The sequence below is a fragment of the Nocardia sp. NPDC049526 genome (genome assembly GCF_044465765.1).
GTDB lineage: Bacteria > Actinomycetota > Actinomycetes > Mycobacteriales > Mycobacteriaceae > Nocardia.
Genome location: NZ_JBITMA010000012.1, coordinates 1 through 25,116, shown reverse-complemented (window position 1 = coordinate 25,116; position 25,116 = coordinate 1). Strand labels below are relative to the sequence as shown.

The window sequence follows — 25,116 nt, the reverse complement described above, 5'->3', positions numbered from 1 at the left end:
TCGGATTCGGCATTGTTCCCGCCGCGCGGCTCTCGCGGCTGGGGCGGTGTCCGATGCCTCTGTTGCTCGCCGACCTGCGCGGATTCTCGAAAAGATGATCTGACGAGGCCGCCCATCGGCGACGATTACCTCGACCCGATCTCTCGATCCGAGGAGTGCAGATGGCCAACGATTGGAACCAGAACATCATCGCGGAGTTCCGTGCGAATGCAGGCAAGGTCGGCGGCCCGTTCGAGGGCAAGGATCTGTTGCTGCTCACCACGACCGGCGCGAAGACCGGACTGCCGCGCACGAATCCGGCGGCCTATATCCGCGACGGCGACCGTTTGGTGATCATCGCCTCCAAGGCGGGCGCACCCGAAAACCCGGACTGGTATCACAACCTGCGGGCGAATCCGAAGGTCACGCTGGAGATCGGCACCGAGACCATCGAGGCGACGGCCACCCCGATCACCGGAGGCCCGGAACGCGATCGGCTCTATGCGGCGATGGTGGAAGCCATGCCGGGCTTCGCCGAATACGAGACCAAGACGGATCGGGTTATTCCCGTCGTCGCGCTGGAACCCAGCGCCTAAACCGTTGAGCGACGACCGATCCAGACGGTCACCGTGAACAGCAGAACGCCGAGCACGGCCAGCCCAGCCCCGACGGTCGCGGGTGCGGTGTAGCCGAGACCCGCCGCGATGACGAGTCCGCCCAACCACGCGCCCGCCGCATTGGCGATATTGAGGGCCGCGTGATTCAGCGCCGCGGCGAGAGTCTGGGCGTCGGCGGCGACATCCATCAGCCGAGTCTGCAGGCCGGGCGCGAGCGCCGCGCCCGACGCGCCGATGAAGAAGGCCCCGATGGCCGCCGTGTACGGATTGTGCGCGGCGACAACGAATCCCGCCAGGATGACGACCATCGCGATCATCGCGACGTAGATCGCGCTGTCGACGCCGCGGTCGGCCAGAATGCCGCCGACGATATTGCCCGCGACCATCCCGAGCCCGAAGAGCATGAGCACGAACGGCACCAGGCCGAGCCGCAGACCGGCAACATCGGTCAGCGTGGTGGTGATGTAGGTGTAGACGGCGAACATCCCGCCGAAGCCGATCGCGCCGACCAGCAGGGTCAGCAGCACCTGCGGGCGACGCAGTGCGCCGAGTTCGGTCATCGGGTTGGTGATCCGGATACCGCGCAGTTCCGGAACGAATCGGATCAGCGCCGCGACGGTGGCGACACCGATCACCGCGACCACCACGAAGGCATCGCGCCAGCCGAGATGCTGGCCCAGCCAGGTCGCACTGGGAACGCCGACAACGTTGGCGGCGCTCAGTCCCAGCATAACCGCGGCAACCGCCTTTGCGCGCTGCCCAACCGGGGCCAGAGTTGCGGCGGCCAGCGAGGCGACACCGAAGTACGCGCCGTGCGGCAGGCCCGAAACGAACCGCGCGATGACCAGAGTTTCGAATGTGGGCGCGATAACCGTCGCGGCATTTCCGATGGTGAATGCCACCATCAGGGCAACCAGCAGACGTTTGCGCGGCACCCGCGCGGCAAGTGCGGCGATCAGCGGAGCTCCGACGACGACGCCGAGCGCATAGGCCGATACCGCATGCCCTGCCGTCGGCTCGGATACGTTCATGGCGCTCGCGATATCGGGCAGCAAACCCATCGTGACGAATTCGGTTGTCCCGATTCCGAATCCTCCGAGGGCCAGCGCCAGCATCGCTGGAATATGCCAGTCCGTCCGCTCGGCCTCGGCGGGAGCTGGGGTCTGCGTGGCAACGGAACTGGTCACGTATTCATGTAACCGCCGGGCGACTCCTTCTGCTTCCCAGCCGCACGTGAGTTCCCCCACGTCAACTTCGAGAAACCGGAAGCCACACAGACATACCGCCTGTTCCCGGCACTCTCGGGGCAACACGCCCCGATTCCCGTGCCGGCTGCCGGAATCTACGGATCCGGAAAACAGTGCGGGCACCCGTACCACCGAGTGGTGCGGGTGCCCGTATGTCGCGCCGGTGCTGATCACCAACATCGTCCGAGCGACAACTGATTTCGTGAGCACATGGGTAACTCACCGGATACGCCCAAACCAACCCCGCGCTTTCCGCCGGACCGCGACGACACCTCAGTGGCACTCACGACCGGCAAAAGGCGGGGAGCTCAGCGCAGGGCGCGGGCCAGGTTGGCGTCGAGCGCACCGAGGAACTCCTCGGTGGTCAGGTAGCCCTGATCGCCGCCGACGAGCAGCGCCAGGTCCTTGGTCATCTGGCCGCCCTCGACGGTCTTGATGACGACATCCTCGAGTGTCTGTGCGAAGCCGATCACCTCGGGGGTGTTGTCCAGCTTGCCGCGGTGCTCGAGGCCGCGGGTCCAGGCGAAGATCGACGCGATCGGGTTGGTCGAGGTCGGCTTGCCCTGCTGGTGCTGGCGGTAGTGCCGGGTGACGGTGCCGTGCGCAGCCTCGGCCTCACAGGTCCGGCCGTCCGGGGTGAGCAGCACCGAGGTCATCAGGCCGAGCGAGCCGAAGCCCTGGGCCACGGTGTCGGACTGCACGTCGCCGTCGTAGTTCTTGCAGGCCCAGACGTAGCCGCCCTCCCACTTCATGGAGGAGGCGACCATATCGTCGATCAGGCGGTGCTCATAGGTGAGGCCCGCCGCGTCGAACTGGGTCTTGAACTCGGCCTCGAACACCTCCTGGAAGGTGTCCTTGAACATGCCGTCGTAGGCCTTCAGGATGGTGTTCTTGGTCGACATGTAGACCGGGTAGTTCTGCTGCAGGCCGTAGTTGAACGAGGCCCGCGCGAAGTCCTCGATGGACTTCTTGAAGTTGTACATACCCATCACGACGCCGCCGTCCTCGGGCATCTTCACGACCTCGTGCACGATCGGCTCGCTGCCGTCGTCGGGGGTGAAGGTGAGGGTGACGGTGCCGCCCTGGAATACCTTGAAGTCGGTGGCGCGGTACTGGTCGCCGAACGCGTGACGGCCGATGATGATCGGCTTGGTCCAGCCGGGGACCAGACGCGGCACATTCGAGATGATGATCGGCGCGCGGAAGATGGTTCCGCCGAGGATGTTGCGGATGGTGCCGTTGGGCGAGCGCCACATCTTCTTCAGGCCGAATTCCTCGACCCGGGCCTCATCCGGGGTGATCGTGGCGCACTTGACGCCGACACCGTGCTCCTTGATCGCATTCGCGGCGTCGATCGTGACCTGGTCGTCTGTCTTGTCCCGATATTCGATGCCGAGGTCGTAATACTCGAGGTTCACATCGAGATACGGGTGGATCAGCTTGTCCTTGATGAACTGCCAGATGATCCGGGTCATCTCGTCGCCGTCGAGTTCGACGACGGTGCCTTCAACCTTGATCTTGGACATGGATCTTCGTGTCCTCCTAGGATGGTGCCCTTATTGCACGGCCAGGCGAACACGCTTGTGAGCGGACCCCAGCTGTTCCAACAGACAACGTATATGTCCCGCGTTGTCCGCGAGACGAGTGGTGCAAACAAGACAAGCGTACTGCTGCCTTTGTTCTCACCGCGCGGGCAGCCCCCCATGTGAAGCCGCCCGAAATTGTTACCGACAAGTAGGTCGGCGGTGCCGACACCCTGCCGAAATAGCGATGTCCGGGCACCCCAACGGATACCCGGACATCGCTATTTCAGGATCACACCGCGACCGGAATCCGCGCCTCTTCCTCGGATCCCTCGATCAGATTTTCCGGCTTGTCCCGAATCATCAACGCGATCACCGGAATCGCCGCGAGGAAGAATCCGGCGCCGACATAGAACGCCACGTCGTAGCTGTGGATCGAAGCGCGGGCCATCAGGTTGTCCACCGTCGGATTGTTCTGCGCGAAGGTCTTGGCCGTCTGCACCGAGATGGTGGTGAGCAGTGCGGTGCCCACCGCGCCGCCGACCTGCTGTGCCGCATTCAACAGCGCACTGGCCACACCCGAGTCCGCCTCCTCGACCTGATGCAGCGCGACGGTCTGCATCCCGACGAACAGCGGGCCCATACCGAGCGCGATCAGCACCTGCGCCGGCAGCACGCCGGCCGCGTAGCTGTCGCCGTAGCTCAGCTGCGCCAGCCACACCAGACCGAGCACACCGAGCACGGCCCCGGCCACCATCAGCGGCCGCGGACCCAGCTTCGGCAGCAGCGCGCTGGTGACACCGGCGGAGATCGCGATGCCCGCCGGGAACGGCAGGAAGGCGAAACCGGCCTTCAGCGACGAGTAGCCGAGGGTGATCTGGAAGTAATAGCTCAGGAACAGGAACATCGCGAACATCGCGATCGGGATCAGCAGCGCGGCCAGGAAGGCGCCACCGCGGTTGATCTCACCCGGAATATGCAGCGGCAGCAGCGGATTCGACGAGCGACGCTCGATGGCGACGAAGGCGATCAGCAGGGCGATCCCGATCACGAGCAGCCCGAGGGTGCTGCCGGCCAGCCAGCCGTCCTCGGCGGCGCGGCTGAATCCGTACACGATGGCGATCAGACCCAGCGTCACGGTGACCGCGCCGGGTACGTCATAGCCGCCGGTGCGCGGCGTCGGCACATCCTTCACCACGAAGGCCAGCGCGCCGAGCAGCGCGAGCAGCGCGATCGGGGTGTTCACCAGCAGGCACCAGCGCCAGGAGGCGTATTCGGTCAGCGCGCCACCCGCGATCAGACCGAGTGCCGCACCACCCGCGGAGATACCGGCGAAGACGCCGAACGCGGTCGCACGCTCCTTGGCCTCGGTGAAGGTCACCGAGAGCAGTGACAGTGCCGCGGGCGCGAGCAGCGCCGCGAACGCACCCTGCAGTGCCCGTCCGGCGAACAGTTCCGCACCGTTTTGCGCCAGACCAGCCACCGCGGACGCACCGGCGAAGCCGACCAGGCCGACGATGAAGATCCGACGCCGCCCGAGGTAGTCGGCCAGCCGTCCGCCGAGCAGCAGCAGACCGCCGAAGATCAGCGTGTAGGCGGTGAGCATCCACTGCCGATTGCCGTCGCTGATGTCGAGATCCTGCTGGGCGAAGGGCAGCGAGATGGTCACGATGGTGGCGTCGAGAACCACCATGAGCTGGGCCAATGCGATCACCCCCAGGGCCCACCAGCGCGCCGAACTCGTTTGTTTCTCCAGAACTTCTACCGCTGTCGCAGTCTCGCTCACCTTGGTCTCCTAGTCCGAAGTTCGTGCAGCCATCCTGTCATTGGCAGACATTTGTCGTCAAGAGAAAAATGTCGCAATACGACATTTGGCTGTTAAAGACACAAACCGTCCCGATTGCGCTAACATGAGGCCATGCTCGAGTCATCGACGCCGATCGGCGCGAGCGCCACAGCCGAGGACGCTGTGCGCGCCCCAGCGAACCCAGGGCCCAGCGCGCCCGGCGGTCTCGGGTTGCGCGAGCGCAAGAAGCAGCAGACCCGGTTGCGCATCATCGAGGTGGCGCTCGACCTGTGCGACGCACAGGGATTCGAAGCGACGACGGTCGAACAGATCGCGGACCGCGCGGATGTTTCCCCGCGCACGATCAATCGGTATTTCGACAGCAAAGAGGCCATCGTCCTCGGGCCGGTCAAGGACTTCGGACTCGCGATCGCCGAGTGCCTGCGCGGACTCCCGGTCACCGGCAATGAGCTGCAATCGCTGCGCGAGGCCTTCCTGCTGGTCGTCGACCAAGCCGCGGTGAATGTCGAGGGACCGCTGTCGTTCCGGCGCTTCCAGCAGATGCAGCGGATTCTGCGCAGCAGTCCGACGGTCAGTGCGCAGAGCATGGAACTGGCCGACGATAAGAACGCCGCGATCGCCGACGTGATCGCCGAGCGACTCGGCACCCAGCCCGACGCGCTACCGGTACGACTGGTCGTCGGCGCCTGGCAGCTGATCGGCCACCTCAGCATGGAGTGCCAGAACTCGATCTTCGACGAGGAGGACACCTCCGCGGCCGCCGCGGAGGCCCGCACCGGATTCACCACGTCGTTCGACGAGTTCATGCGCGTGTGCACCGGGCAGCCTGCGACCGAACCGGCGGAAACCCGGTAACGGATTTCAGTCGCCGACCGCGCGCCGGTTACCATGTCCGTCAGGTCATGAGTGCCAGCGCGAAGCCCCGGCTTGCTGGACGGCAACCCTCCAGCAGCGGTGGGGTGCTCCGGGTGATGACCGGGCTCTCGATGGTCGAGGGCAAGCGCGCACTTCAGGAGGTATTTCCGATGAGTTGTTGTCCGTTACCCGCACCTCGATAAGACCTGCCGGCGAACAACCCTTTGGAGCACGACATGAGTGACCCCATCGCGTCCGCGGCCGCACTCCCGGTCTACCGGACCGCGGCCCGGTTCAGCCGGGTAGCTAACATCGGGGATGTGCGTTCCCTCGTGATACCCCCGGTATCGGCGACGCACTGTGCGCGGCGGGTCGGTTTCACGGCGGCGACGTCGTGAGCGAGCGCAGCGAGCGAACCATCAACACAACACCCTCGGTCGCGACGGAGCCGAGCGCTAGCGAGGCGGAGTCGTGACCGTGACCGACCCCACCAGTACCGCGCGTTCGTCCGCGGTGGCCCTGCCACCGCCGGACGGGAGGCTCGGCATCATTGCCATCGGGGATGTGCGACTGGAGACCGGCGCGGTCATCCCGGACGTTCATCTGGCCGTGCAGCGCTGGGGTGAGCTCTCCCCCGCACTGGACAATGTGGTGCTCGTCGAGCACGCGCTGACCGGCGATTCGCATGTCGTCGGGGTGCCCGACGACATCCATCCGCTGCCCGGCTGGTGGGACGGCCTGGTCGGGCCGGGCGCACCGGTGGATACCGACGAATGGTGCGTCATCGCGACGAATGTGCTCGGCGGCTGCAAGGGCAGCACCGGCCCCTCGACGCTGGCACCCGACGGAAAGCCTTGGGGTGCAAGGTTTCCGGAGATCTCGATCCGGGATCAGGTGACCGCGGAAGCGGCACTGCTCGATCTGCTCGGCATCGAACGCCTGGCCGCCGTCGTCGGCGGTTCGATGGGTGGCATGCGGGTGCTGGAGTGGATGGTCGGCGCGCCGGAGCGGGTCGCATCCGCACTGGTGCTCGCCGTCGGCGCACGCGCCACCGCCGACCAGATCGGCACGCAGACAACGCAAATCGCCGCCATCAAGGCCGATCCCGACTGGCAGGGCGGCGACTACCACGACACCGACCGCACCCCGACGACCGGCATGGGCATCGCCCGCCGCATCGCGCACCTGACCTACCGCACCGAGGGCGAACTCGATCACCGCTTCGAGAACAATGCGCAGGGCGACGAGGATCCACGCAACGGCGGCCGCTACGCGGTGCAGAGCTATCTGGACCACCAGGCCGAAAAGCTTTGCAGCCGTTTCGATCCCGCCACCTACGTCCTGCTGACCGAGGCGATGAACCGACACGATATCGGCCGCGGGCGCGGCGGTATCGCGGCCGCACTCGCCGCCACCCCGGTACCGTGCGTGGTCGGCGGCGTCGACTCGGATCGCTTGTACCCGTTGCGGACTCAACAGGAACTGGCCGACGGACTGCCGGGCTGTGAGGGCCTGGAGATCGTGCACTCCCGCGACGGCCACGACGGCTTCCTCACCGAAGCCGCGGCGGTATCCAAGCTGCTGACCGAGACAATGCGGTTGGCGCGAGTCGGTCGCGCCGACTGAAAGTTCCCCGCCCCCAACGCCACCGCCAATCAGGCAGCAGCCGAAGCGGAACCGAATGACAGGCTCGGACGGTGCTGAAATTTCGGTGGTCCAGGGCCGCCACTTTTCTTCACCTCGAGTCGTTCGGCAACAGCGAGGGCCGTGATTCCTGAGGGGCCGTCATTCGGTCGACTGTGCGGCGGGGGCGCCGACGAGCAGTTGGACGATGGAGTGGACGAAGCCTTCCAATCGCTCGCGCGGATACTCGTCCGGCGCGCTGACCGCGAGTCTGCCGAGCATTTCGGCGACGCTCAGGACCGCATTGGTAAGTAGTGCGGAATCCATTCCCGCCCAACGCGGATCGAGTGCGATGCCCATGCTGACCAGGGATTCGGCTTGGGTGAAGACCCCGGTGCGGGAATCGGCGAGTGCCGCACGGTATTCGTCGGGGGCGCTGCCGGGAGTGGCGAGGATCAGGCGCCAGCGCGTCGGATTCTCCAGTGCGACATCGACGAACGCTTCGACCGCGGCCGAGGCCGCAGTCACCGGATCGGCACCGAGCAGATCGGTGGGCAGGGTCGCGGCGACCTGCTCGATGCCGCGTTCGCGTTCGCGTTCCAGCAGTGCCGCAACGAGTTCCGCGCGGGTCTTGAACACGGTGTACAGCACCGGTTTCCCGACGCCCGCCTCCTGCGCGACCGCCTCCATACTCAGCTGGTGCAACTCCACCCGGCTCAGCACGGCGTAGGCGGCGTCGAGCAGTTGGACGCGACGCTCCTCGGGAGGTAGGCGTGGCGCGTATCGCCGGCGCGGCCGGTCCGGCGCGGTGCGCGATTCCGTCACTGTCGATTCACCTCCATTCGCGTCCATCCTGTCAGCATCGGCCTCCGGCTATGGAATCCATCCCGGAACAAATGCTACGGGACCGTTGTATTGCTTGGCGGCAATTGCTACGGTTGCGTTGCATTTGCCGATCCAGGAGGGCGAGCAGGCAAAGGAGCAGCAGATGTCCTTCGATCCGACCAGTCTTCGCCGGGATGATTACGGGTTCTTCGGCCCGGATTCGCCCAGCTGGAAGATCTGGACCGCGCCGACCGCCGTGATCGGCTTCCAGCGCGCGGTGGTCCTCGAACACTTCGACCCGTTCCTGACCGCGGCCGTCGCCGATTCGCAGGGCATCTACACCGACCCGCGCAGCCGGCTGGACCACACCTTCGCCTACTTCCTGCTCGTCGCGATCGCCGACGGCCGCACGGCCGTCCAAGCCTCGGAGCATCTGATGCAGGTGCACGCGCCGATGACCGGCATCGAACCGATCAGCGGCCGGCGCTACAGCGCGAACAGTCCGGAAACCCAGCTGTGGATCCACATCACCGGCTGGCATTCAGTGCTCAAGGCGTACGAGGTGTTCGGCCCCGGTCCGCTCAGCCCGGAGGAAGAGGCACGCTACTGGCACGAGTGCGCGATCGCCGCCGAACTGCAGACCTGCAAACCTGAGGATGTGCCACGCTCCCGCGAGGAGGTGCGCGCGTACTTCGCGAAGGTCCGCCCGAGCCTGTGCACCTCCGAGCGTGCCGAGGAGGGCATGCACCACCTGCTGTGGACCTCGCCACGCAATGGCGCGGGCATCAGTTATGCCCTCGGCAGTCGGCTACTGTCCCTGGCTTCGGTTGCCACACTGCCGAAATGGATGCGCAAGCTCGGCCGCTTCGATCGCTGGGGGATCGTCGATCTGCTGGTCCGACCGGCCGCCAAGACCATCGTGTGGGGCAGCGCCGCATTCAACTCGTTCGGCCTGATCGCCGCCGCGCCGTTCATCGCACCGATGGCGGGCCAGATTCTGGAGCAGCATCTGAAGGGCGAGCCGCCTGCGCGACCGGAGACGATTACGCCGAGCGAGGCGCGACGGTTGTACGGCGGGCGCGGTCGGCGCGCGATAGCCGAGGTCGGCTAGCGCGCGGCGCGACGCGCGGCTTCGATGCGGTTGATATTGACCTCGATCCAGTCGCGCAGCGCCGCGATCGGGGTGCGCAGGCTGTGGCCGAGGTCGGTGAGGTCGTAGTCGACGCGCGGCGGCACGGTGGGATGCACTGTGCGCGTGACGAATCCGTCGGTTTCCAGCTGACGCAGGGTTTGCGTGAGCATTTTCTGTGAGATGCCCTCGATGCGTCGGTGCAGATCGGTGTAGCGCATGGTGCCCTCGGCGAGCGCGTCCACGATGAGCACGGTCCATTTACCAGCGACATGGTCGAGCACCTGCCGGGTGGGACACTTCGCCGAGTAGACATCTGCAGGCAGCCCGCTGGCCTCGATCACCGTACGCACCTTTCGGAGTGTAGCGCACTATTAAGTGCTGTCTTCCTAATAGTTTGTCACTCTCCGATAGTAAGAATTATGAACGCACAGACACTTTCGGTTCCCGCCGCGATCCGCGCCCGCCGCACCACCCGCCACTACCGCCCGGATCCGGTACCCCGCGAACTGCTCGACGAACTGCTGGATCTGGCCGTCGAGGCACCCACTGCGTGGAATATGCAGGATCGGTCGATCGTGATGGTGACCAGCGCGTCCGGCCGCCGCGACCTGTCGAACGCCGCCTTCGGCCAGCCGCAACCGCTGGAGGCACCGGTAGTGCTGGTCTTCGTCGCCGAAACGGCGGCATGGCAGACCGAGAATGCCGATATCGCCGAACTGGCCGTTCGCAACGGCGCGTGGAATGCGGAGTTCACCGCAATGTTCCACTCGCGCAGCGAATTCCACTCGCTGCGACAGCGCGGACTCACCCGCGAGAACGCCGTGAAGAATGCGATGATCGCCGCGACCTATGTCATGCTCGCCGCCACCAGCCTCGGCCTGTCGTCGGCCCCGATGAACGGCTGGGATCCGGACCTGGTCAAGAAGGCCATCGGCATCGAGGACCGCCCCGACCTTGCCATCGCGGTCATGGTCGCGATCGGTTACAGCGACACCACCGCACCGCATCCGGGTCGCCGCCCACGCGAACACACTGTATTCACCGAGCGATACCCGTCGAACCGGAGCTGACATCGCACTTCGGCGCTGGTGAAATGGTGGCTCCGCAAGCTCACGGAAGCCGCTGTTTCACCGCGCTCGACGGAAGCCGCCGCAATCGGTAGCCGCCGACGAAAGTTGTTGTGCCTCAGCCGACACCGAGTCCGAAGTGGTGACGCATAAGGTGTACGTCGGCCGATGGATGTCGCCTTGACTCGGGGAGTCGCCGATGTGCAGACTGGGCCGACATCGCACCGTCTCAGCTCGGCGGGCATTCCGGTTCATGGACGACATCGGGGGTAAGACCATGCGTATTCATCGTGCCGTACTGACATTCGCGTTGCTCGGCGCGGCCATCACCGGCATCACAGCGTGCTCGGACGAGCCGACCGAGACCACCCGGGCCGCGGCGTCGACGACCACCCTGCCATCGGCGCCGACCGTCCTCGGCCCGCTCGGCTTCGGCAAACTGCGGCTCGGGATGAGCCGGAGCGAGGCCGAGGCCACCGGTGAAATCGCGGCCTTCGACGACACCAGCGATCCGCCGGGCTGCGTACGGTATACCGCACGAGCCGGTTGGCAGGGCTTCACCAACAAGGGCGAAATAGTGGCGATCATGCCCGGCAAACTTCCGGTCCGCACACCCGAAGGCATCGCCGTCGGCTCCACCGTTGACGAAGTGCGCGCTGCTTATCCCACGCTGGATATCGGCTATAACTGGAGTTCCGCTGCAGTCCCCGATCAACCGGCGCACTACGGCTTCCTCGGCATCTACCGGAATATGCCCGCCGATGCCAAGGTCACCCAGATCATGCTCTACAACGACCGGGACACCTGCCACAACTAGGGGCGGAAATCGCTGCGGTCTCAGCCGACGCCGAGCGTATTGATCGTGGCGGCGATGAAGACGATGGCGGTGCCGAGCAGGCTGAGTGCGGCGACATCGAACGGCTTGCTGCGCACGGCGAGCAGTCCGACCCGGGCGGTCGGCAGGCAGAGCCGGAAGGTGGCCGCGAGCAGGGCCGCACCGCCGAAGAACAGCGCGCCGCGGCGCCAGCGATCCCAGGCCACGAAGACGACCGCGAGCAGAATGACCGCCGTCACGACCAGCATGGGCAGGTGACAGCGCAGGAACTGCGCACCCGGGCTGGTCCGGTCGGACTGCCGTTCAGCGGCAGACGAGTCAACGTCGGTCACGCTCTGATTCTTGCAGACGACATGCGGCGACTCACACCAGTGCGACGCGGCCGAGTACTCACACGGCGAGCTTCGAGGCAGGGCTACTGCTCCGCAACAGATTTCGCCGCACGGCGGCACACCCGATCAGGCATTGCCTCCAACTACTACGCGGCGTAGTTTCGAGAGAAAGATTCATCCGGCACAAGGGGGTACGGACAATGCGAGCGCTCACCCGGATTCGGCACTACCTGCAAGCGGTTCGGCAGGCGAAGCGGAACCGATCCGACCTGTTCGGCTGGCTCGCCCGCCGACCGCAGATCCTTTTCGGCACGATCGGATACGAAACAGCGCTGCTGTTCAGCAACAGACTGGATCCGAAGCTCAAGGAACTGGCCGAACTGAAGACGGCCGGACTCGTGAATTGCGAATTCTGCCTGGATATCGGCTCGGCGCTGGCGCACTCCAGCGGACTCACCGAACAACAACTGCGCGACCTGCCGCGCTATCGCACCAGCGACGCCTACAGCGACCTGGAAAAACTCGTCATCTCCTTCGCCGAGGCGATGACCGCCACCCCGGCCATCGACCTCGCGGACCTGCGCACCGCATTGCTGACGCACCTGTCCAAAGGGCAGTTCGCCGAACTGACGGCCAGCATCGCCTGGGAGAACCAGCGCGCCCGTCACAACCAGGGCCTGGGTGTGCGCCCGACCGGGATGGCGGAGGGCATGGCATGCGCCATCCCGGAGCGGGCCGCTAACGATCGTTGAAGTAGTGGCCCTGGTCGAGATCCTCGATGAGGCCGGGGTGTGTCGGCTTCCAGGTCAGAAGTTCCCGGGTCCGCGCGCTCGAGGTCGGATTATCCAGCGCGACAACGGAACCGAGGTAACCGAAGTGAGCGTCCGCCTCCTCCGGTGGAAGGCTGATCACCGGTAGATCCAGATGGCGGCCGATCGCTTCGGCGATCTCGCGGAAGGGCACGCCTTCGTCGTCGACGGCATGTAACCGCGCCCCAGCGGGGGCGGTTTCCAGCGCCGAGCGATACAGGTGCGCGGCATCGAGTGTGTGTCCGGCGGGCCAGCGGTTGTTCCCGTCGCCGACGTAGGCGGCGACGCCCTTGTCACGGGCGGTGGCGATCAAGGTCGGAACGAAACCGTAGCGGTCGAGTGAACTGTGCACGGTCGGCGGGAGCCGGACGACGGACGATCGAACACCGCGGTCCGCGAGCGCGACCACCGCATTCTCGGCGTCGACCCGCGGCCCCGCATCGAGCGTGTCGGTTTCGGTGCCCACCCGGGTCAGCCCGGCGAATGCGAGCAGGAGCGTGCCCGATGTGCTCACGAAGGGTTTACCGGTGCCCGCGAGCGCATCGCCAATCGTCTCGATGGCACGCAGGTCGGCCGCGATCGCTCCGGCGTAGTCGCCGGTCTGCATGGCTTCATGTTTGAAGGCCAAATGGATGACGCCGTCAGCCGCGGCGGCGGCTGCGCGCAGGTTGTCGAGATCGTCGAGATCTCCACGGTGCACGTCGGCACCGGCTTGTGCCACCGCGGCGGCAGCTTCATTCGAGCGAGCCAGGCCGACTACCGCGTGCCCGGCGGCGAGAAGTTCCGGGATGACCGCGGAGCCGATATGTCCCGATGCTCCGGTAATGAAAATCCGCACGGAGGTACTCCAAGTCTCTCGAGGCCCTCGCCGGCACGAAGGCAGTGATGTCAGTGACTGTCATCAAACGTACACGCGATGACAGTCGCTGTCATCAGATAGGATCCTGCACATGAGTCGATGGGAGCCTGATGCGCGCGGTCGCCTCGCAAAATCGGCTCTGGAGCTGTATCGCGAGAACGGGTTCGAGAGCACGACCGTCGCCGAGATCACCAAGCGTGCGGGGCTTACCGAGCGAACGTTCTTCCGGCATTTCGCCGATAAGCGCGAGGTCCTGTTCGCCGGGGCGAGCGCGCTCCAAGAGGCCCTCGTGCGCGGGGTACACGACGCGCCCGCTGCCATGCCGCCGATCGAGGCGATCGCCACGGCGCTCACCGAGGTCGCCGAAACCGTATTCGAACAGCGCCGCGAGTTCGCCTGGCAGCGGCAAGCCGTCATCGCGGCCAATGCCGAACTTCAGGAGCGCGAGTTGGTCAAGCTCGCCACACTCGCCGCCGCGCTGGCCGAGGCGCTACGCGGGCGCGGCGTGAGCGATCCGGCCGCGAGCCTGGCCGCCGAGGCCGGGATCGCCGTATTCAAGATCGCCTTCGAGAGCTGGGTCGACGGCGAGCGCACGCTGTCGCAACTCATCCGAGAATCCGTCAACGAACTGAAACATGTGACTGGCGCGCAACACCTGCCCGATGTCATTCCGGGCTAGCTGGAGCGACCTGGTTGACTGCACGGGTGTTCCGTTTGATGTTTCACGAGCCCGCGATTCCCGGAAATACCGGCAATGCGATTCGACTTGTCGCGGGGACCGGCTGTGAGCTGCATCTGGTCGAGCCGTTGGGGTTCGACCTTTCGGAGGCGAAGTTACGGCGAGCCGGATTGGACTACCACGACCTGGCCTCGGTGACGGTGCACAAGAGCCTCGCGGCGGCGTGGGAATCGGTGCGGCCCGAGCGCGTGTTCGCATTCACGACCCAAGCGAGCACGCGGTATACCGATGTGGCGTACCGCGAGGGTGATGTGCTGCTGTTCGGCACCGAACCGACGGGGCTGCCGCCGGAGGTACTCGACGATCCGCACATCACCGATCGACTGCGCATTCCGATGCTGCCCGGCCGCCGCTCGATGAACCTCTCCAACGCCGCCGCCGTCACCGTCTACGAGGCCTGGCGCCAGTTCGGATTTCCCGGCGCCGTGTGACCGTGGTCCAGCGAAATCGCCACGGGCACATCCTCCTTCAGCCCACGCACCCCCTTTTGCCGGCCGCACGCTCGCTGTAGAGGGTGTGCGGCTGACACAAGGGGTCGCAGCTCGACTTGGAGACCTCTTGTGCGGGGTTTCAGAGGTCTACTTCGAAGCGTTTGAAGCGGGAGGTCGCGCCTGCGGCGAGGCGGACGGCGGATTTGGGGACGCCGTAGTGGTCGGCGAGCAGTTCGATGGCGGCCTTGTTGGCCTTGCCCTCCACGGCGGGGGCGCGGACGTACAGCTGCAGGGTGCCGTCATCGAGGGTTTCGACGAGTGGACCCTTACGACTGTTCGGTTTGATCGTCGCCCTCACGACCGTCGGCACCTGTATCTCCCGTCGTCCCAGCGCCTTTCGCGGTACCAGCGCCTTTCCCGGTCTCAGTTCCCGCGCCTGCACCGGTTCCAGCACCCGTGCCGGTCTCGGCACCTGCAACTGCACCGGTCCGGGTCCCCGCACCCGATCCTGCACCTGCGTCAGCACCGGCAGCTTCTGCTGCCGTCGCGCTCGCCCCGGTCGGCGCACCGACCGCAGCGGCCTTGCCCTGCTCGGATTCTCCCGATCCCGACGAATGCTTCCGACCCCGCACCACTCGCACGACACCCCACACCACCGCGCCGATCACCACGACGAATCCGAGCCATGGAATCGCCTTGCCGGTGAACACCACCGCGTCTTTCAGCCAATCGACCAGTGAATGCCAGCCGGAGACGATGCCGTCCCAGAAATTGGTCGGCCCCTCATCGGAATCCTTGTCCTCGGTGGTGATGTCGATGGTGAGCGTGGACAGCGCGACCTGATCGTCGAGGTGCCGCTTCTGCGCGGTGAGGCTGTCGAGCTCACCCTGCCGACTCGACAGCGCCTGTTCGGCGGCAATGAGATCCGCGGTATTGGTCGCACCGGAGATGAGCGCGCGCAACCGGTCGACCGAGGCCTGCAGCGCCTTGATCCTGGCGTCGAGGTCCTCCCACTGCATGGTGACGTCGTCGCGGTTGGTACTCATCCGGGTGACCCGGCCGACCCCGCCGAGGCCGTCGATGAACTTGTCCGTCTTATCCGCGGGTACCCGCACGGTGAGCGTGGCCTGCGGATCGGTGTCATCGGTGCCCGGCTGTTCGGTGCGGCTGTCGACCCGGCCGCCGACCTCGCGCACCTGATCGGTCACCTGGCCGGCCGCCTTGATCGGATCATTCGCGGTTATGTCGACGCTGCCGGTGATGACCTCCTTGCGGGCCTCGACGGTGGTCCCGCCGGTATCCCCCTTCGCCGGGGAGCCCTCGCGCAGACTCGGTGGCGGCGCCATCGGCGCGACGGTCGCCATGCTCGACCGGCCCGGACCGGCATTGTCGTCGTTGTCATCACCACAGCCGACCAGCAACGTCAAACCCAGCAGGCCGATCACCAGGACAGCAAGCTTCCGCATGGACGCAGGTTAGCCGCTGCGGCGAATTCGGTCACGAAGCTCGACGCGGGCCATTCCCGAATGCCGAAGGGACACCGACCAGTTTCACGAGAAATCGTTCGATCTGATCGGCGAGCGGCGGCCAGGTCTGGCCGGGTTCGTTGAGTCGCATCGACACCGCGCCGTGCACCGCCGCGCGCAGGTCGAGCATGACCGAGACCGGGTCGTCGACGGGTACGAGACCGGCATCCATGCAGCGCCGGATCGCGGCGGCGGTGCGTTCGGTCAGCTCCCGCTTGAACGGCATGGCCACGCGCTGGTTGAGGGTGCTCTCGTGCAGCACCTTGTACATGCCCGGATGTCGATAGGCCCAGTCGCCGAGGACGCGGATGCGAGCGCGCAGTTTGTCGACTGGATCGTCGACGGCGGCCTCCGCGTCATCGATCGCGCGCACCAGATCGCCGTGATAGTGCTCCAGCGCGGCCGACACCAGTGCGTCTCGATCGGCGAAATGCAGGTAGACCGACGTTGCGGCACTACCGATTTCGCGCGCGACCGCGCGCATGGACAGCGCCTGATCATCGCCGAGTTCATCCAGCAGCCGGATCGCGGCGTCGACGATCTCCGCACGCAGTCGGCCGCCGTGGCCGCGTGGATTGCGACCGCGCCGGGTCGTCGCATCCGAGGTCATCAAGGGATTGTAGCCGGACACACGTAGCGCTACAGTTGTAGCGCTACAGCTGTTCAGTTATCGCCCTCGCGACTGCTTGCAGATCGCACGAAGAGATCAGAGAAATGCTCATGACCAGCAATTTCGTCGATCCGAAGCTCGAATCGAATAAGCAGACCGTCCTCGCGTTCTACGAAGCCGCGTTCAATGCCAAGGATTTCGAGGCCACCGCCGAGTTCTTCGGCGCGCGCTACATCCAGCACAATCCGGAGATCGCCGATGATTTCGACGGACTACTCGCACGCCTCACCGGCCTGAAGGAGGGCGCGCCGAAACTCCGTGTCGAAGTGAAACGTGTTGTGGCAGAGGGTGATTACGTGGTAGCCCATGTGCACGGCGTGCGCGAACCTGGCGACCGCGGGCTGGCGATCATGGATATCTTCCGCCTCGCCGACGGAAGGCTGGTCGAACACTGGGATGTCATCCAGCCGGTTCCGGAGCAGGCCGCCAATGCGAACGGAATGTTCTGAACCTCAACGGAAGTCGCGGGATTTCGAATCGACGCGCAGGTCCATGCGCTGCAGATATTCGGCGACGACACTGACCGCGCCCTCGGCATTCTGGACCCGGCCGCGGATGAGCAGGGCGGGTGCGCTCTGGGCCAGGCGGCGATAGCGGGTCCACAGGCCCACCGAGCAGACGACGTTCACCATGCCGGTTTCGTCTTCCAGGTTGAGGAAGGTGACACCGGCGGCGGTGGCGGGGCGTTGTCGATGCGTGACGGCGCCGCCGACCAGAACGCGAGAGCCGTCGGGCACGTCGAGCAAGCCGGCGGCGGGGATGACGCCGAGCGCATCCAGTTGCGGGCGTAGGAATTCGGTGGGATAGCTGCCCGGGGAAATACCGGTGGCCCAGACGTCGGCGGCGGCCAGTTCGAGTTCGCTCATGCCGGGCAGGGCGGGGGCGGTGGTGGCGGCGCCGGTGCCGGGAAGTCGGTCGCGACGTTCGCCCGCCGCGGCGCCCGCCGCCCACAGCGCCTCGCGTCGGGTGATGCCGAGACAACCCAAAGCGCCTGCGGTGGCGAGGGATTCGGCTTGGGCGACGGTGAGTTCCACGCGACCGGTCAGGTCGAGGAAGGATGTGTACGGGCCGGATGAGCGGGCGGCGACAATGTGTTCGGCGAGGTCGGCGCCGATGTGACGGACGGTCGCAAGGCCGAGTCGCACTTCCTCACCATGGTTTTCGACGGTGGGTTCGGCGCGGCTGGCATTGATATCAGGTCCGTGCACCCGGACGCCGTGCCTGCGGGCGTCGGCAACCAGTGACTGCGGGGAGTAGAACCCCATCGGCTGGGCACGCAGCAATCCGGCGCAGAAGGCCGCCGGATAGTGCAGTTTGAACCAGGCCGAGTAGAACACGATCGAGGCGAAGCTCTGCGAATGGCTCTCCGGGAAGCCGAAATTCGCGAAGGCATACAGTTTCTCATAGATGCGGTCGGCGACTTCGCCGGTAATGCCGTGCAGATCACGCATGCCTTGATACAGCCTGTCCTTGAGACGCTCCATGCGTTCGGGTGAGCGTTTGGAACCCATGGCGCGGCGCAACTGATCGGCCTCGGCGGCGGTGAAACCGGCGACGTCGATGGCCATCTGCATGAGCTGTTCCTGGAACAGTGGCACGCCGAGGGTGCGTTTCAGCGAATTCTTCAGCGCGTCATGGTCGTAGGTCACTTCCTCGTCCTCGTTGCGGCGACGGATGTAGGGATGCACCGAACCACCCTGGATCGGACCGGGTCGGATCAGCGCCACCTCCACCACCAGGTCGTAGAATTCCCGCGGCTTCAGCCGGGGCAGCGTGGCCATCTGCGCCCGCGACTCCACCTGGAACACCCCCACCGAATCGGCGCGCGAGAGCATCTCGTAGACAGCGGTTTCCTTCAGGTCCAGCTTGTGCAGTTCGACGGTTTCGCCCTTGTGCTCGCGCACCATATCGATCATGTAGTGCAGTGCGGAGAGCATGCCGAGACCGAGCAGGTCGAACTTCACCAGATCTATCGCGGCGCAATCGTCTTTATCCCACTGCAGTACGCTGCGGCCGGGCATGCGCGCCCATTCGACCGGGCAGACATCGGCGATGGGCCGGTCACAGATCACCATGCCGCCGGAATGAATGCCGAGATGTCTTGGCAGACCCTCGATTTCGGTGGCCAGCTCCAGCACTTCCGCGGGAATATCGGTGCCGGTTTCGGCGCCGACCCCGGTCCAGCGGCTCACCTGTTTACTCCAGGCATCCTGCTGTCCAGGTGAAAAGCCCAGTGCGCGTGCGGCATCGCGAACCGCCGACTTACCGCGATAGGTGATCACATTCGCCACCTGAGCGGCGTATTCGCGACCGTATTTGGCGTAGACGTGCTGGATCGCCTCCTCGCGGCGATCGGATTCGATATCGATGTCGATATCGGGCGGGCCGTCGCGCTCCGGTGCGAGGAAGCGTTCGAACAGCAGCTCGGCGGCGACCGGGTCGACATTGGTGATGCCGATCGCGTAGCAGACGGCCGAATTGGCCGCCGAACCCCGGCCCTGGCAGAGGATGTCGTTTTCCTTGCAGAAGCTGACGATATCGTGCACCACCAGGAAGTAACCGGGAAACTTCATCTCGTCGATGATCGCGAGTTCGTGCTCGATCTGCCGATACGCCTCGGGATTTCCCGACGGCGGACCGTAACGCCGAGCCGCACCCGCAAGGGTGAGTTCACGCAGCCAGGACGCCTCGTCGTGGCCGTCGGGCACGTCGAACGGCGGCAGGCTCGGCGCGATCAATTTCAGATCGAAGGCGCATTCGCGGGCGAGCGTCACCGCATTCGCCACCGCCTCCGGACAGGCGGCGAACAACTGCGCCATCTCCGCACCGGAGCGCAGGTGTGCGCCACCGGTCGGCGCCAACCAGCCCGCGATATCGTCCAGGCTCCGGCGCGCCCGGATCGCCGCGAGCGCCATGGCGCGGCGGCGCTGAGCGGGTGCGGCGAAATGCGCTCCGGTGGTGGCCACCACGGGCAGACCGAGACGATCGGCCAGGGCGATGAGGTGGGTGTTGCGTTCGTCGTCCTCCGGAATGCCGTGATGGGTGAGTTCCACGCTCACCCGGTCGGCGCCGAAGCGCTCCATCAGGTCGCGCAGGGCGGCCTCGGCTCGCTCGAGACGAGTGTCTCCCGCCTGCAGGTCGCGGTCGAGGGCTTGGCGCACATGGCCTTTGCGGCATCCGGTCAGAATGTGCCAGTGCCCGCCCGCCGCCGCGGTGAGCGCGTCCAAGTCGTAGCGGAGGATGCCCTTCTCCCCCGCGGCCATGTGGGCGGCGGCGATCTCACTGGAGAGTCGGCGATAGCCCTCTTGACCACGCGCGAGCACCAGCAGATGCGGTCCGGCCGGGTCCGGTGAGCCGGTACGCGGCGCCGAATCGGGTGCGCCGACATGGCCGAGCGAATTCCCGAGGCGCGGTGCTTCTTCCGCGGTGCCCAGCGACAATTCGGCCCCGTAGACCGTCGGGATACCCCATTCCCTGGCCGCCTCGAAGAAGCGCACGGTTCCGTAGAAGCCGTCGTGATCGGTGAGCGCGATCGCCTCCAACCCGAGCCGCACCGCCTCCTCCACCAACTCCTCCGGCTGACTCGCACCGTCGAGGAAGCTGTAGGCCGAATGCGCGTGCAACTCCGCATACGGCACCACCGGCCCGCCGCTAGCGACTGCTTGCAGGTCGCTCGAAACAACACCGGGCGGTTCGACCGGTTCGGGCCGATAATCCCCGCGCTTGCGCGACCACGCCGGACTGTCGCCGCCGTCGCCCGGATACATCGCGTCCGGATTCGTCGGCCCCGGCCGACCGGACAGCACCCGCTCCAACTCCGCCCAGGTCGGCGGGCCGTTGCTCCAACCCATGACACATCACCTCCTCACATAGTCGAACATACATTCGAATCATGAAGGAGGTGCGGATACCCGCCGAATCAGGCGACCGGGAGCGGATCCGTCGACTTCTCGCCCAGCGCGGCCTCGACCTTGTCCAGACTGGTGCGGATCACTGCGCCATAGGCGTCGTTGGCGAGGACATCGAGGTGGCCGCGAGCGATGGTCAGCTGCATATAGGCCACATCGAAGTCGCCGACGCGGCGGTGACTGTCGGCGAGATTGAGGTAGAGCGAGGGCAGGAATCCGCGTAGCCCCTCATCGAGCGGAACGCCGGGGCCGAACACCGCGGCCAGCGCGCGTTGATCCCAGTGCAGCGCACCTTCGGCCGTGCCCTGCAGATCGGCGAGATGATGCGCAATCACACAGCGCTGCAACGGATCTCCACCGTCGCCGAGCTCGTCCCACAGTTCCGCCAGCATCCGCCGCGCCGCCTCCGGATCACTGCCGGAGAGCCGCACCGCGGCAAAGATTTCCGCCATCCGATCGTCCGCCATGCGCAGAGTATCGCACATATGTTCGATAGATTCGAGGCCGGTTCGAACACCTCGGCGTGGCTCGATTCGAACGCTCGACGTGACACGGCGGCGTGAGCGAAGGGCCCGGAGGCGTAGCCGTAGCGACTGCTTGCAGGTCGCCCGAAACGATCAGCTTGTGTAACCGCGGAGGGCCCGCGAATGCCGCCAATCGAACAGAGCGCACTTGGCAGGTAAACTTACTTCAGAGTAAGTTCATGCCAACTCGACCTGCAAAGGAGCAGCGATGACCCGAGCTTTCGCTGACGACGCCGACCCGCGCGGGCAGATCCGGCGCAATCGCCGCAACCGCGACCTGACGGGGCGGCACGTGCTCATTACCGGCGCGTCCTCCGGCATCGGCCGGGCCGCCGCGCTGGCCGTCGCGGATAAGGGCGCCATCGTGTTCCTGCTCGCCCGGCGCGCCGACGAACTCACGGCGGTGGTCGAAGAGATCCGGGCCGAGGGCGGCAGCGCCTACGGATATCAGTGCGACGTAACCGATTCCGACTCCGTCGACCACGCCGTCAAGACCATCCTGGACGAGCACGGCCACATCGATATGCTGGTGAACAATGCGGGCCGCTCGATCCGTCGGGCCATCCATCGCTCCACCGACCGGCTGCACGATTTCGAACGCACCATGGCGGTCAACTACTTCGGCGCCGTGCGGTTGACGCTGGCGCTGCTGCCGCAGATGCGCGAGCGCAAGTTCGGCCACATCGTCAATATCAGCAGTGCGGGTGTACAGGTGGCCACGCCGCGCTTCGCCGCCTACCTCGCGAGCAAGGCGGCGCTGGATAAGTTCGCCGAGGTCGCGGCGGTCGAAACCATGGCCGACGGCGTCACCTTCACCACCATCCACATGCCGCTGGTGCGCACCCCGATGATCACCCCGAGCGGCGATCAGGGCCCGTCGGAGTCCCCCGAATGGGCGGCCGCCACCATCGTGCGCGCGCTGAGCGAGCGGCCCAAGCGCATCGATGTCCCGCTCGGCACCTTCGCCGAATACGGCGCACTGCTCACCCCGAAGCTGCGCGACCGCATCCTGCACCGTTACTACCGGGCCCTCCCCGACTCCCCCGCCGCCAAGGGCGAGCAGGCAGATACCGAGGAATCAGCGGAATCCCCTGTGCCGCAGCGCGAACCGCGTCATCAGTCGACGGCCCGGCGAGTCAGCGGCACCGCACTGCGCCGCGCCGCCCGCTGGGTGCCGGGCACCCACTGGTAAGCCCGCGACCTTCATCCCGCAGGGGGCGATAAAGGTCGCCGCGAGCGGGATATGGCTGCGGTGGATTTGCCGCAACCATTTCCCGTTCGTCGTTCTCAGCCGAGGACGAGGCCGGGGCCGGCCCGCACCGCAAGTCCGGATCGAAAGGTGTTCAGGCCCGGCCATCGTCGGTCAGCCCGTGGTCAACGGCTGGATCTGATCGACCACAACGGCGGTGACAGGTTTCGGCGCGGCACCGCAACTGGCTTGGCGTGGTGGGAATTCGACGGTGCGAGTGGTCACACGCCAGCGGCGGCCATCGCGATGGGTTACCACCGACCAGACGGAATCGGTTGTGGCGGAATCATTTTCGATGTGGGCGGTGAGATCGTCGAGGCGCGCCGAAACCTGTTCGCGAACTGCGATTTCCGCGACCTGCTCGACGGGATGATGACCGCTGCGACCTCGCAGCCCATCCAACGAAACCGCACCGCGCCCCGCGGCTTCGACCGCCGCGATGGCGGCTGCGGTGTCGACGCGGCCGTAGGTCAGTCCGGAGGGCAGCAACACCATGGCGGGCGCGAAGCGATGGCCGCCGGTGTGTGAGCACTCCCAGACCCGGTCCGGATAGTCGGCGGCCAGATTCGCGGCGATCGGACGGCCGAACAGCGCGCAGCACTGATCGCGCTTTCCGTGCGCGCACACCAGGATCAGCGGATCGCGCACGGGTGCACCGATTCCCGGCGGTGCACCGTTCAGCAGGTTCAAGTCCAGGTCGAGCAACTGCTTCAGGTCGGTGATCTCGAAGCGTTCGCACCAGATGTCCTGCGGACGCGAGCTAGCGATCAAAACTGTTCGGACACCGGTGAATTCGTTGCGGCCCGGCCGCCGGATCAGCGTCGGACGAACCTTCGCGGCGGAGGTGCGAGCGGCGAGCTCGGCGGTGATCTCCTGACCGAGCACCTCATCACCGATCACATCCCGACCCCACGCGCCCGGCTGCTCAACGCACAACCACCCCGTCACCCGAGTTGCCGTGCCGGGCAAGGGCACATCGACCGCGGCCGCCGCCGAGCAGAGCATCCCTTCGAATCCGGTCATCAGCCCAACGTCTGCCCGTCGGCGAACTTCTGCACGAACTTCTCGATGCGCCGGGCCCGGGTCTCGGGCTTCACGGCGTCGGCGAGCAAATAGCCGACGGCGGCGCGCTGTTGGTTGCCGAGAGTCTGGAAGAAGGCCTCGGCCTCGGGATTTCGCGAGAGTGCCGCAAGAAACTCCGCGGGCACCGAATCCGCGCCGTACGCCACGTCCCAGCGGCCGTCGGCCTTGGCCCGATCGATCTCGGCTTGGCCTGCCGGATGCATCAGCCCCTGCTCGATCAGCTCGGCGACCAAGCCGACATTGCGCAGTGACCATGGGCTGCGCTTGCGCCGCGGGGTGAAGCCGACCTGCCAGAACTCCGCATCCTCACCGCGCGCCTGCCCATCGATCCAGCCGAAGCACAGTGCCTGCCGCAGCGCACCGGCATGGTTCAGCGAAACACGTCCGGAGCCCTTTTTGGCGAAGCGCAGCCAGACCCCGTCCACCGAGGCATGGTTGGTCAGGAGCCAGTCGCGGAACGACTGCTCGTCGGGGAAGAACAGAACCGGACGGTCTTTCGCGGGCACCGCTTCACTCTAGATAGCCGCGGGTGAGAGCGTCGCGAGGAACGGCAGCGCGGCTGCCTCGAATTCGCGGTAGCGGTCGCGGTGAATGCTGTGCCCGCAGGTGAAGGCGGTCACCGCGCAGTCCGGGACGGTGTCGCGCAGAATCGCCAGCTTCTCCGGATCGACCATGCCGCCGGGACCACCGCGCAGCACCAGAGTCGGCGCGGTGATGTCGGAGAGCCGATCCCACCACTCCGGATTCGGCTTGCGGAACTGTTCGAGCGCGGTGCGCGTCATCGAACGATCGAAGGCGAGCACCGCGCGCGGATGCCGGATCAGGCTGGTGGTGGCGTGCCAGAGTTCCGGAATGGTCGGGAAGCGACGGGTCAGCTTCACCTCTTCATCGCCGGAACGCAGCGGCATCGGGCACTCCTCGATGACCAGTCGCCGCACCAGCTCGGGTCGTTCCTGCGCGACACAGGAAACCGCGTAGCCGCCCAGCGAATGTCCGACCAGATCCACCGAATCCAGCTCGAGGCGATCACAGAGATTCAGCACGTCCACGCCGAATTCGGCGAACAAATAGGACTCGGTGTGCGCGCTGCGCCCGTGCCCGCGCAGATCGGGAATAATGACCCGGCGCCCGGCCCGCATCAAGGTGTGTGCGAACCGATCCCAGGTGTGCCCGTCCCCGCCCATGCCGTGCACCAGCACCACCGGCACGCCATCGCCCACCACGGAATCCCGATAGGCGATCCGCACGCCGCCGAGCACCGCCCTGGTCACCGCAAGATCCACGATTTCCGAGAGTACTGTATCTTTGGCCGCGCGGGCGCGGCGTGTTCGCGGCCCCCGGGTGTCTCGCGTCCGAGCCGTCGAGACTCGCGACTTCGTCGCATGCGCTTCGACGGCTCGGACGCGAGACGGGCCGCGAACGGTCGCCCTGAATAAACGCTCCGGTGGGGGGCGGGTGGGGAGAGAGTGGACAGAC

Annotated in this window: 26 protein-coding genes and 1 riboswitch; of the genes, 11 read left to right on the top strand and 15 right to left on the bottom strand. The window is 66.1% G+C overall.

The window, feature by feature from the left end; translation table 11 throughout:
• Positions 1–161: 161 nt before the first annotated feature.
• Positions 162–575, top strand: a complete 414-nt coding sequence (locus ACIBW7_RS32025; RefSeq protein ID WP_397052876.1) for a nitroreductase family deazaflavin-dependent oxidoreductase — start codon at positions 162–164, stop codon at positions 573–575.
• Here the strand turns inward: ACIBW7_RS32025 and ACIBW7_RS32020 are convergent.
• The 3 genes from ACIBW7_RS32020 to ACIBW7_RS32010 form a co-directional block, all read right to left on the bottom strand.
• On the bottom strand, positions 572–1,711 hold the full coding sequence (locus ACIBW7_RS32020; RefSeq protein ID WP_397053221.1) for an MFS transporter: 1,140 nt from the start codon (positions 1,709–1,711) through the stop codon (positions 572–574). The genes ACIBW7_RS32025 and ACIBW7_RS32020 overlap by 4 nt on opposite strands.
• Before the next feature lie 440 nt (positions 1,712–2,151).
• Complete coding sequence (locus tag ACIBW7_RS32015; RefSeq protein WP_387293878.1) at positions 2,152–3,369, bottom strand: NADP-dependent isocitrate dehydrogenase; 1,218 nt, start codon at positions 3,367–3,369, stop codon at positions 2,152–2,154.
• Positions 3,370–3,658: 289 nt separating this feature from the next.
• Positions 3,659–5,152: an MFS transporter gene (locus ACIBW7_RS32010; RefSeq protein WP_397052873.1), complete on the bottom strand. Its 1,494-nt coding sequence runs from the start codon at positions 5,150–5,152 to the stop codon at positions 3,659–3,661.
• Between the two features lie 132 nt (positions 5,153–5,284).
• Here ACIBW7_RS32010 and ACIBW7_RS32005 point away from each other — a divergent pair, with 132 nt between their 5' ends.
• Both ACIBW7_RS32005 and ACIBW7_RS32000 read left to right on the top strand, forming a co-directional pair.
• Positions 5,285–6,028 carry a TetR/AcrR family transcriptional regulator gene (locus ACIBW7_RS32005; RefSeq protein WP_397052871.1) on the top strand — a complete coding sequence of 248 codons (744 nt, stop codon included), beginning with the start codon at positions 5,285–5,287 and terminating at the stop codon, positions 6,026–6,028.
• Between the two features lie 43 nt (positions 6,029–6,071).
• A riboswitch (SAM riboswitch) is annotated at positions 6,072–6,182 on the top strand.
• Between the two features lie 359 nt (positions 6,183–6,541).
• On the top strand, positions 6,542–7,654 hold the full coding sequence (locus tag ACIBW7_RS32000; protein ID WP_397053219.1) for a homoserine O-acetyltransferase: 1,113 nt from the start codon (positions 6,542–6,544) through the stop codon (positions 7,652–7,654).
• A 159-nt stretch (positions 7,655–7,813) separates the two neighbouring features.
• Here the strand turns inward: ACIBW7_RS32000 and ACIBW7_RS31995 are convergent, their stop codons facing one another.
• Positions 7,814–8,503, bottom strand: a complete 690-nt coding sequence (locus ACIBW7_RS31995) for a TetR/AcrR family transcriptional regulator (protein WP_397052869.1) — start codon at positions 8,501–8,503, stop codon at positions 7,814–7,816.
• 136 nt (positions 8,504–8,639) lie between these two features.
• Between ACIBW7_RS31995 and ACIBW7_RS31990 the strand changes: the two genes are divergently transcribed.
• Positions 8,640–9,587 (top strand): oxygenase MpaB family protein, encoded by a 948-nt coding sequence (locus ACIBW7_RS31990; protein ID WP_397052867.1) that lies wholly within the window; start codon positions 8,640–8,642, stop codon positions 9,585–9,587.
• Here the strand turns inward: ACIBW7_RS31990 and ACIBW7_RS31985 are convergent.
• Positions 9,584–9,958, bottom strand: coding sequence for a helix-turn-helix domain-containing protein (locus ACIBW7_RS31985; protein WP_051181591.1), 375 nt, complete (start codon positions 9,956–9,958; stop codon positions 9,584–9,586). The genes ACIBW7_RS31990 and ACIBW7_RS31985 overlap by 4 nt on opposite strands.
• 69 nt (positions 9,959–10,027) lie before the next feature.
• Between ACIBW7_RS31985 and ACIBW7_RS31980 the strand changes: the two genes are divergently transcribed.
• Both ACIBW7_RS31980 and ACIBW7_RS31975 read left to right on the top strand, forming a co-directional pair.
• The gene (locus ACIBW7_RS31980; RefSeq protein ID WP_397052864.1) at positions 10,028–10,678 is read left to right on the top strand and encodes a nitroreductase family protein; all 651 of its coding nucleotides are present in this window, start codon (positions 10,028–10,030) and stop codon (positions 10,676–10,678) included.
• Between the two features lie 250 nt (positions 10,679–10,928).
• Entirely contained in the window at positions 10,929–11,492 is a 564-nt protein-coding gene (locus tag ACIBW7_RS31975; RefSeq protein WP_397052862.1) for a hypothetical protein, read from the top strand.
• Positions 11,493–11,512: 20 nt separating this feature from the next.
• On the opposite strand, the gene ACIBW7_RS31970 is transcribed toward ACIBW7_RS31975, so the two are convergent.
• Positions 11,513–11,758, bottom strand: a complete 246-nt coding sequence (locus ACIBW7_RS31970; RefSeq protein ID WP_084508289.1) for a DUF3017 domain-containing protein — start codon at positions 11,756–11,758, stop codon at positions 11,513–11,515.
• A 284-nt stretch (positions 11,759–12,042) separates the two neighbouring features.
• Between ACIBW7_RS31970 and ACIBW7_RS31965 the strand changes: the two genes are divergently transcribed.
• Positions 12,043–12,594, top strand: coding sequence for a carboxymuconolactone decarboxylase family protein (locus ACIBW7_RS31965; protein WP_397052860.1), 552 nt, complete (start codon positions 12,043–12,045; stop codon positions 12,592–12,594).
• Here the strand turns inward: ACIBW7_RS31965 and ACIBW7_RS31960 are convergent.
• Entirely contained in the window at positions 12,581–13,489 is a 909-nt protein-coding gene (locus ACIBW7_RS31960; RefSeq protein WP_397052858.1) for an SDR family oxidoreductase, read from the bottom strand. The genes ACIBW7_RS31965 and ACIBW7_RS31960 overlap by 14 nt on opposite strands.
• 112 nt (positions 13,490–13,601) lie before the next feature.
• Between ACIBW7_RS31960 and ACIBW7_RS31955 the strand changes: the two genes are divergently transcribed.
• Both ACIBW7_RS31955 and ACIBW7_RS31950 read left to right on the top strand, forming a co-directional pair.
• Positions 13,602–14,189 carry a TetR/AcrR family transcriptional regulator gene (locus tag ACIBW7_RS31955; protein ID WP_397052856.1) on the top strand — a complete coding sequence of 196 codons (588 nt, stop codon included), beginning with the start codon at positions 13,602–13,604 and terminating at the stop codon, positions 14,187–14,189.
• 26 nt (positions 14,190–14,215) lie between these two features.
• The gene (locus ACIBW7_RS31950) at positions 14,216–14,680 is read left to right on the top strand and encodes a tRNA (cytidine(34)-2'-O)-methyltransferase (protein ID WP_397052854.1); all 465 of its coding nucleotides are present in this window, start codon (positions 14,216–14,218) and stop codon (positions 14,678–14,680) included.
• A gap of 139 nt (positions 14,681–14,819) precedes the next feature.
• On the opposite strand, the gene ACIBW7_RS31945 is transcribed toward ACIBW7_RS31950, so the two are convergent.
• Genes ACIBW7_RS31945 through ACIBW7_RS31935 form a run of 3 tightly spaced genes read right to left on the bottom strand, consistent with a single transcriptional unit; the run spans position 14,820 to position 16,816 of the window.
• A complete protein-coding gene (locus ACIBW7_RS31945) occupies positions 14,820–15,050 on the bottom strand; it encodes a DUF167 domain-containing protein (RefSeq protein ID WP_364507818.1) in 231 nt (76 codons plus the stop codon).
• Entirely contained in the window at positions 15,007–16,146 is a 1,140-nt protein-coding gene (locus ACIBW7_RS31940) for a DUF4349 domain-containing protein (RefSeq protein ID WP_397052852.1), read from the bottom strand. The genes ACIBW7_RS31945 and ACIBW7_RS31940 overlap by 44 nt, the downstream gene beginning before the upstream one ends.
• Before the next feature lie 31 nt (positions 16,147–16,177).
• Positions 16,178–16,816 (bottom strand): TetR/AcrR family transcriptional regulator, encoded by a 639-nt coding sequence (locus ACIBW7_RS31935; protein WP_397052850.1) that lies wholly within the window; start codon positions 16,814–16,816, stop codon positions 16,178–16,180.
• 110 nt (positions 16,817–16,926) lie between these two features.
• On the opposite strand from ACIBW7_RS31935, the gene ACIBW7_RS31930 reads away from it, so the two are divergent.
• Positions 16,927–17,325, top strand: a complete 399-nt coding sequence (locus ACIBW7_RS31930) for a nuclear transport factor 2 family protein (protein WP_397052848.1) — start codon at positions 16,927–16,929, stop codon at positions 17,323–17,325.
• A gap of 3 nt (positions 17,326–17,328) precedes the next feature.
• Here the strand turns inward: ACIBW7_RS31930 and ACIBW7_RS31925 are convergent, their stop codons facing one another.
• Positions 17,329–20,727, bottom strand: a complete 3,399-nt coding sequence (locus ACIBW7_RS31925; RefSeq protein WP_397052846.1) for an error-prone DNA polymerase — start codon at positions 20,725–20,727, stop codon at positions 17,329–17,331.
• A 68-nt stretch (positions 20,728–20,795) separates the two neighbouring features.
• Positions 20,796–21,251, bottom strand: a complete 456-nt coding sequence (locus tag ACIBW7_RS31920; protein WP_397052844.1) for a hypothetical protein — start codon at positions 21,249–21,251, stop codon at positions 20,796–20,798.
• Between the two features lie 265 nt (positions 21,252–21,516).
• Here ACIBW7_RS31920 and ACIBW7_RS31915 point away from each other — a divergent pair, with 265 nt between their 5' ends.
• Positions 21,517–22,500 (top strand): SDR family NAD(P)-dependent oxidoreductase, encoded by a 984-nt coding sequence (locus tag ACIBW7_RS31915; RefSeq protein ID WP_397052842.1) that lies wholly within the window; start codon positions 21,517–21,519, stop codon positions 22,498–22,500.
• A gap of 171 nt (positions 22,501–22,671) precedes the next feature.
• On the opposite strand, the gene ACIBW7_RS31910 is transcribed toward ACIBW7_RS31915, so the two are convergent.
• From ACIBW7_RS31910 to ACIBW7_RS31900, 3 genes are read right to left on the bottom strand one after another with little or no spacing between them, the layout of a single operon-like run.
• Positions 22,672–23,580, bottom strand: coding sequence for a sucrase ferredoxin (locus tag ACIBW7_RS31910; protein ID WP_397052839.1), 909 nt, complete (start codon positions 23,578–23,580; stop codon positions 22,672–22,674).
• Positions 23,580–24,146 carry a YdeI family protein gene (locus ACIBW7_RS31905; protein WP_397052837.1) on the bottom strand — a complete coding sequence of 189 codons (567 nt, stop codon included), beginning with the start codon at positions 24,144–24,146 and terminating at the stop codon, positions 23,580–23,582. The genes ACIBW7_RS31910 and ACIBW7_RS31905 overlap by 1 nt, the downstream gene beginning before the upstream one ends.
• 9 nt (positions 24,147–24,155) lie before the next feature.
• The gene (locus ACIBW7_RS31900) at positions 24,156–24,923 is read right to left on the bottom strand and encodes an alpha/beta fold hydrolase (RefSeq protein ID WP_397052835.1); all 768 of its coding nucleotides are present in this window, start codon (positions 24,921–24,923) and stop codon (positions 24,156–24,158) included.
• Positions 24,924–25,116 lie beyond the last annotated feature (193 nt).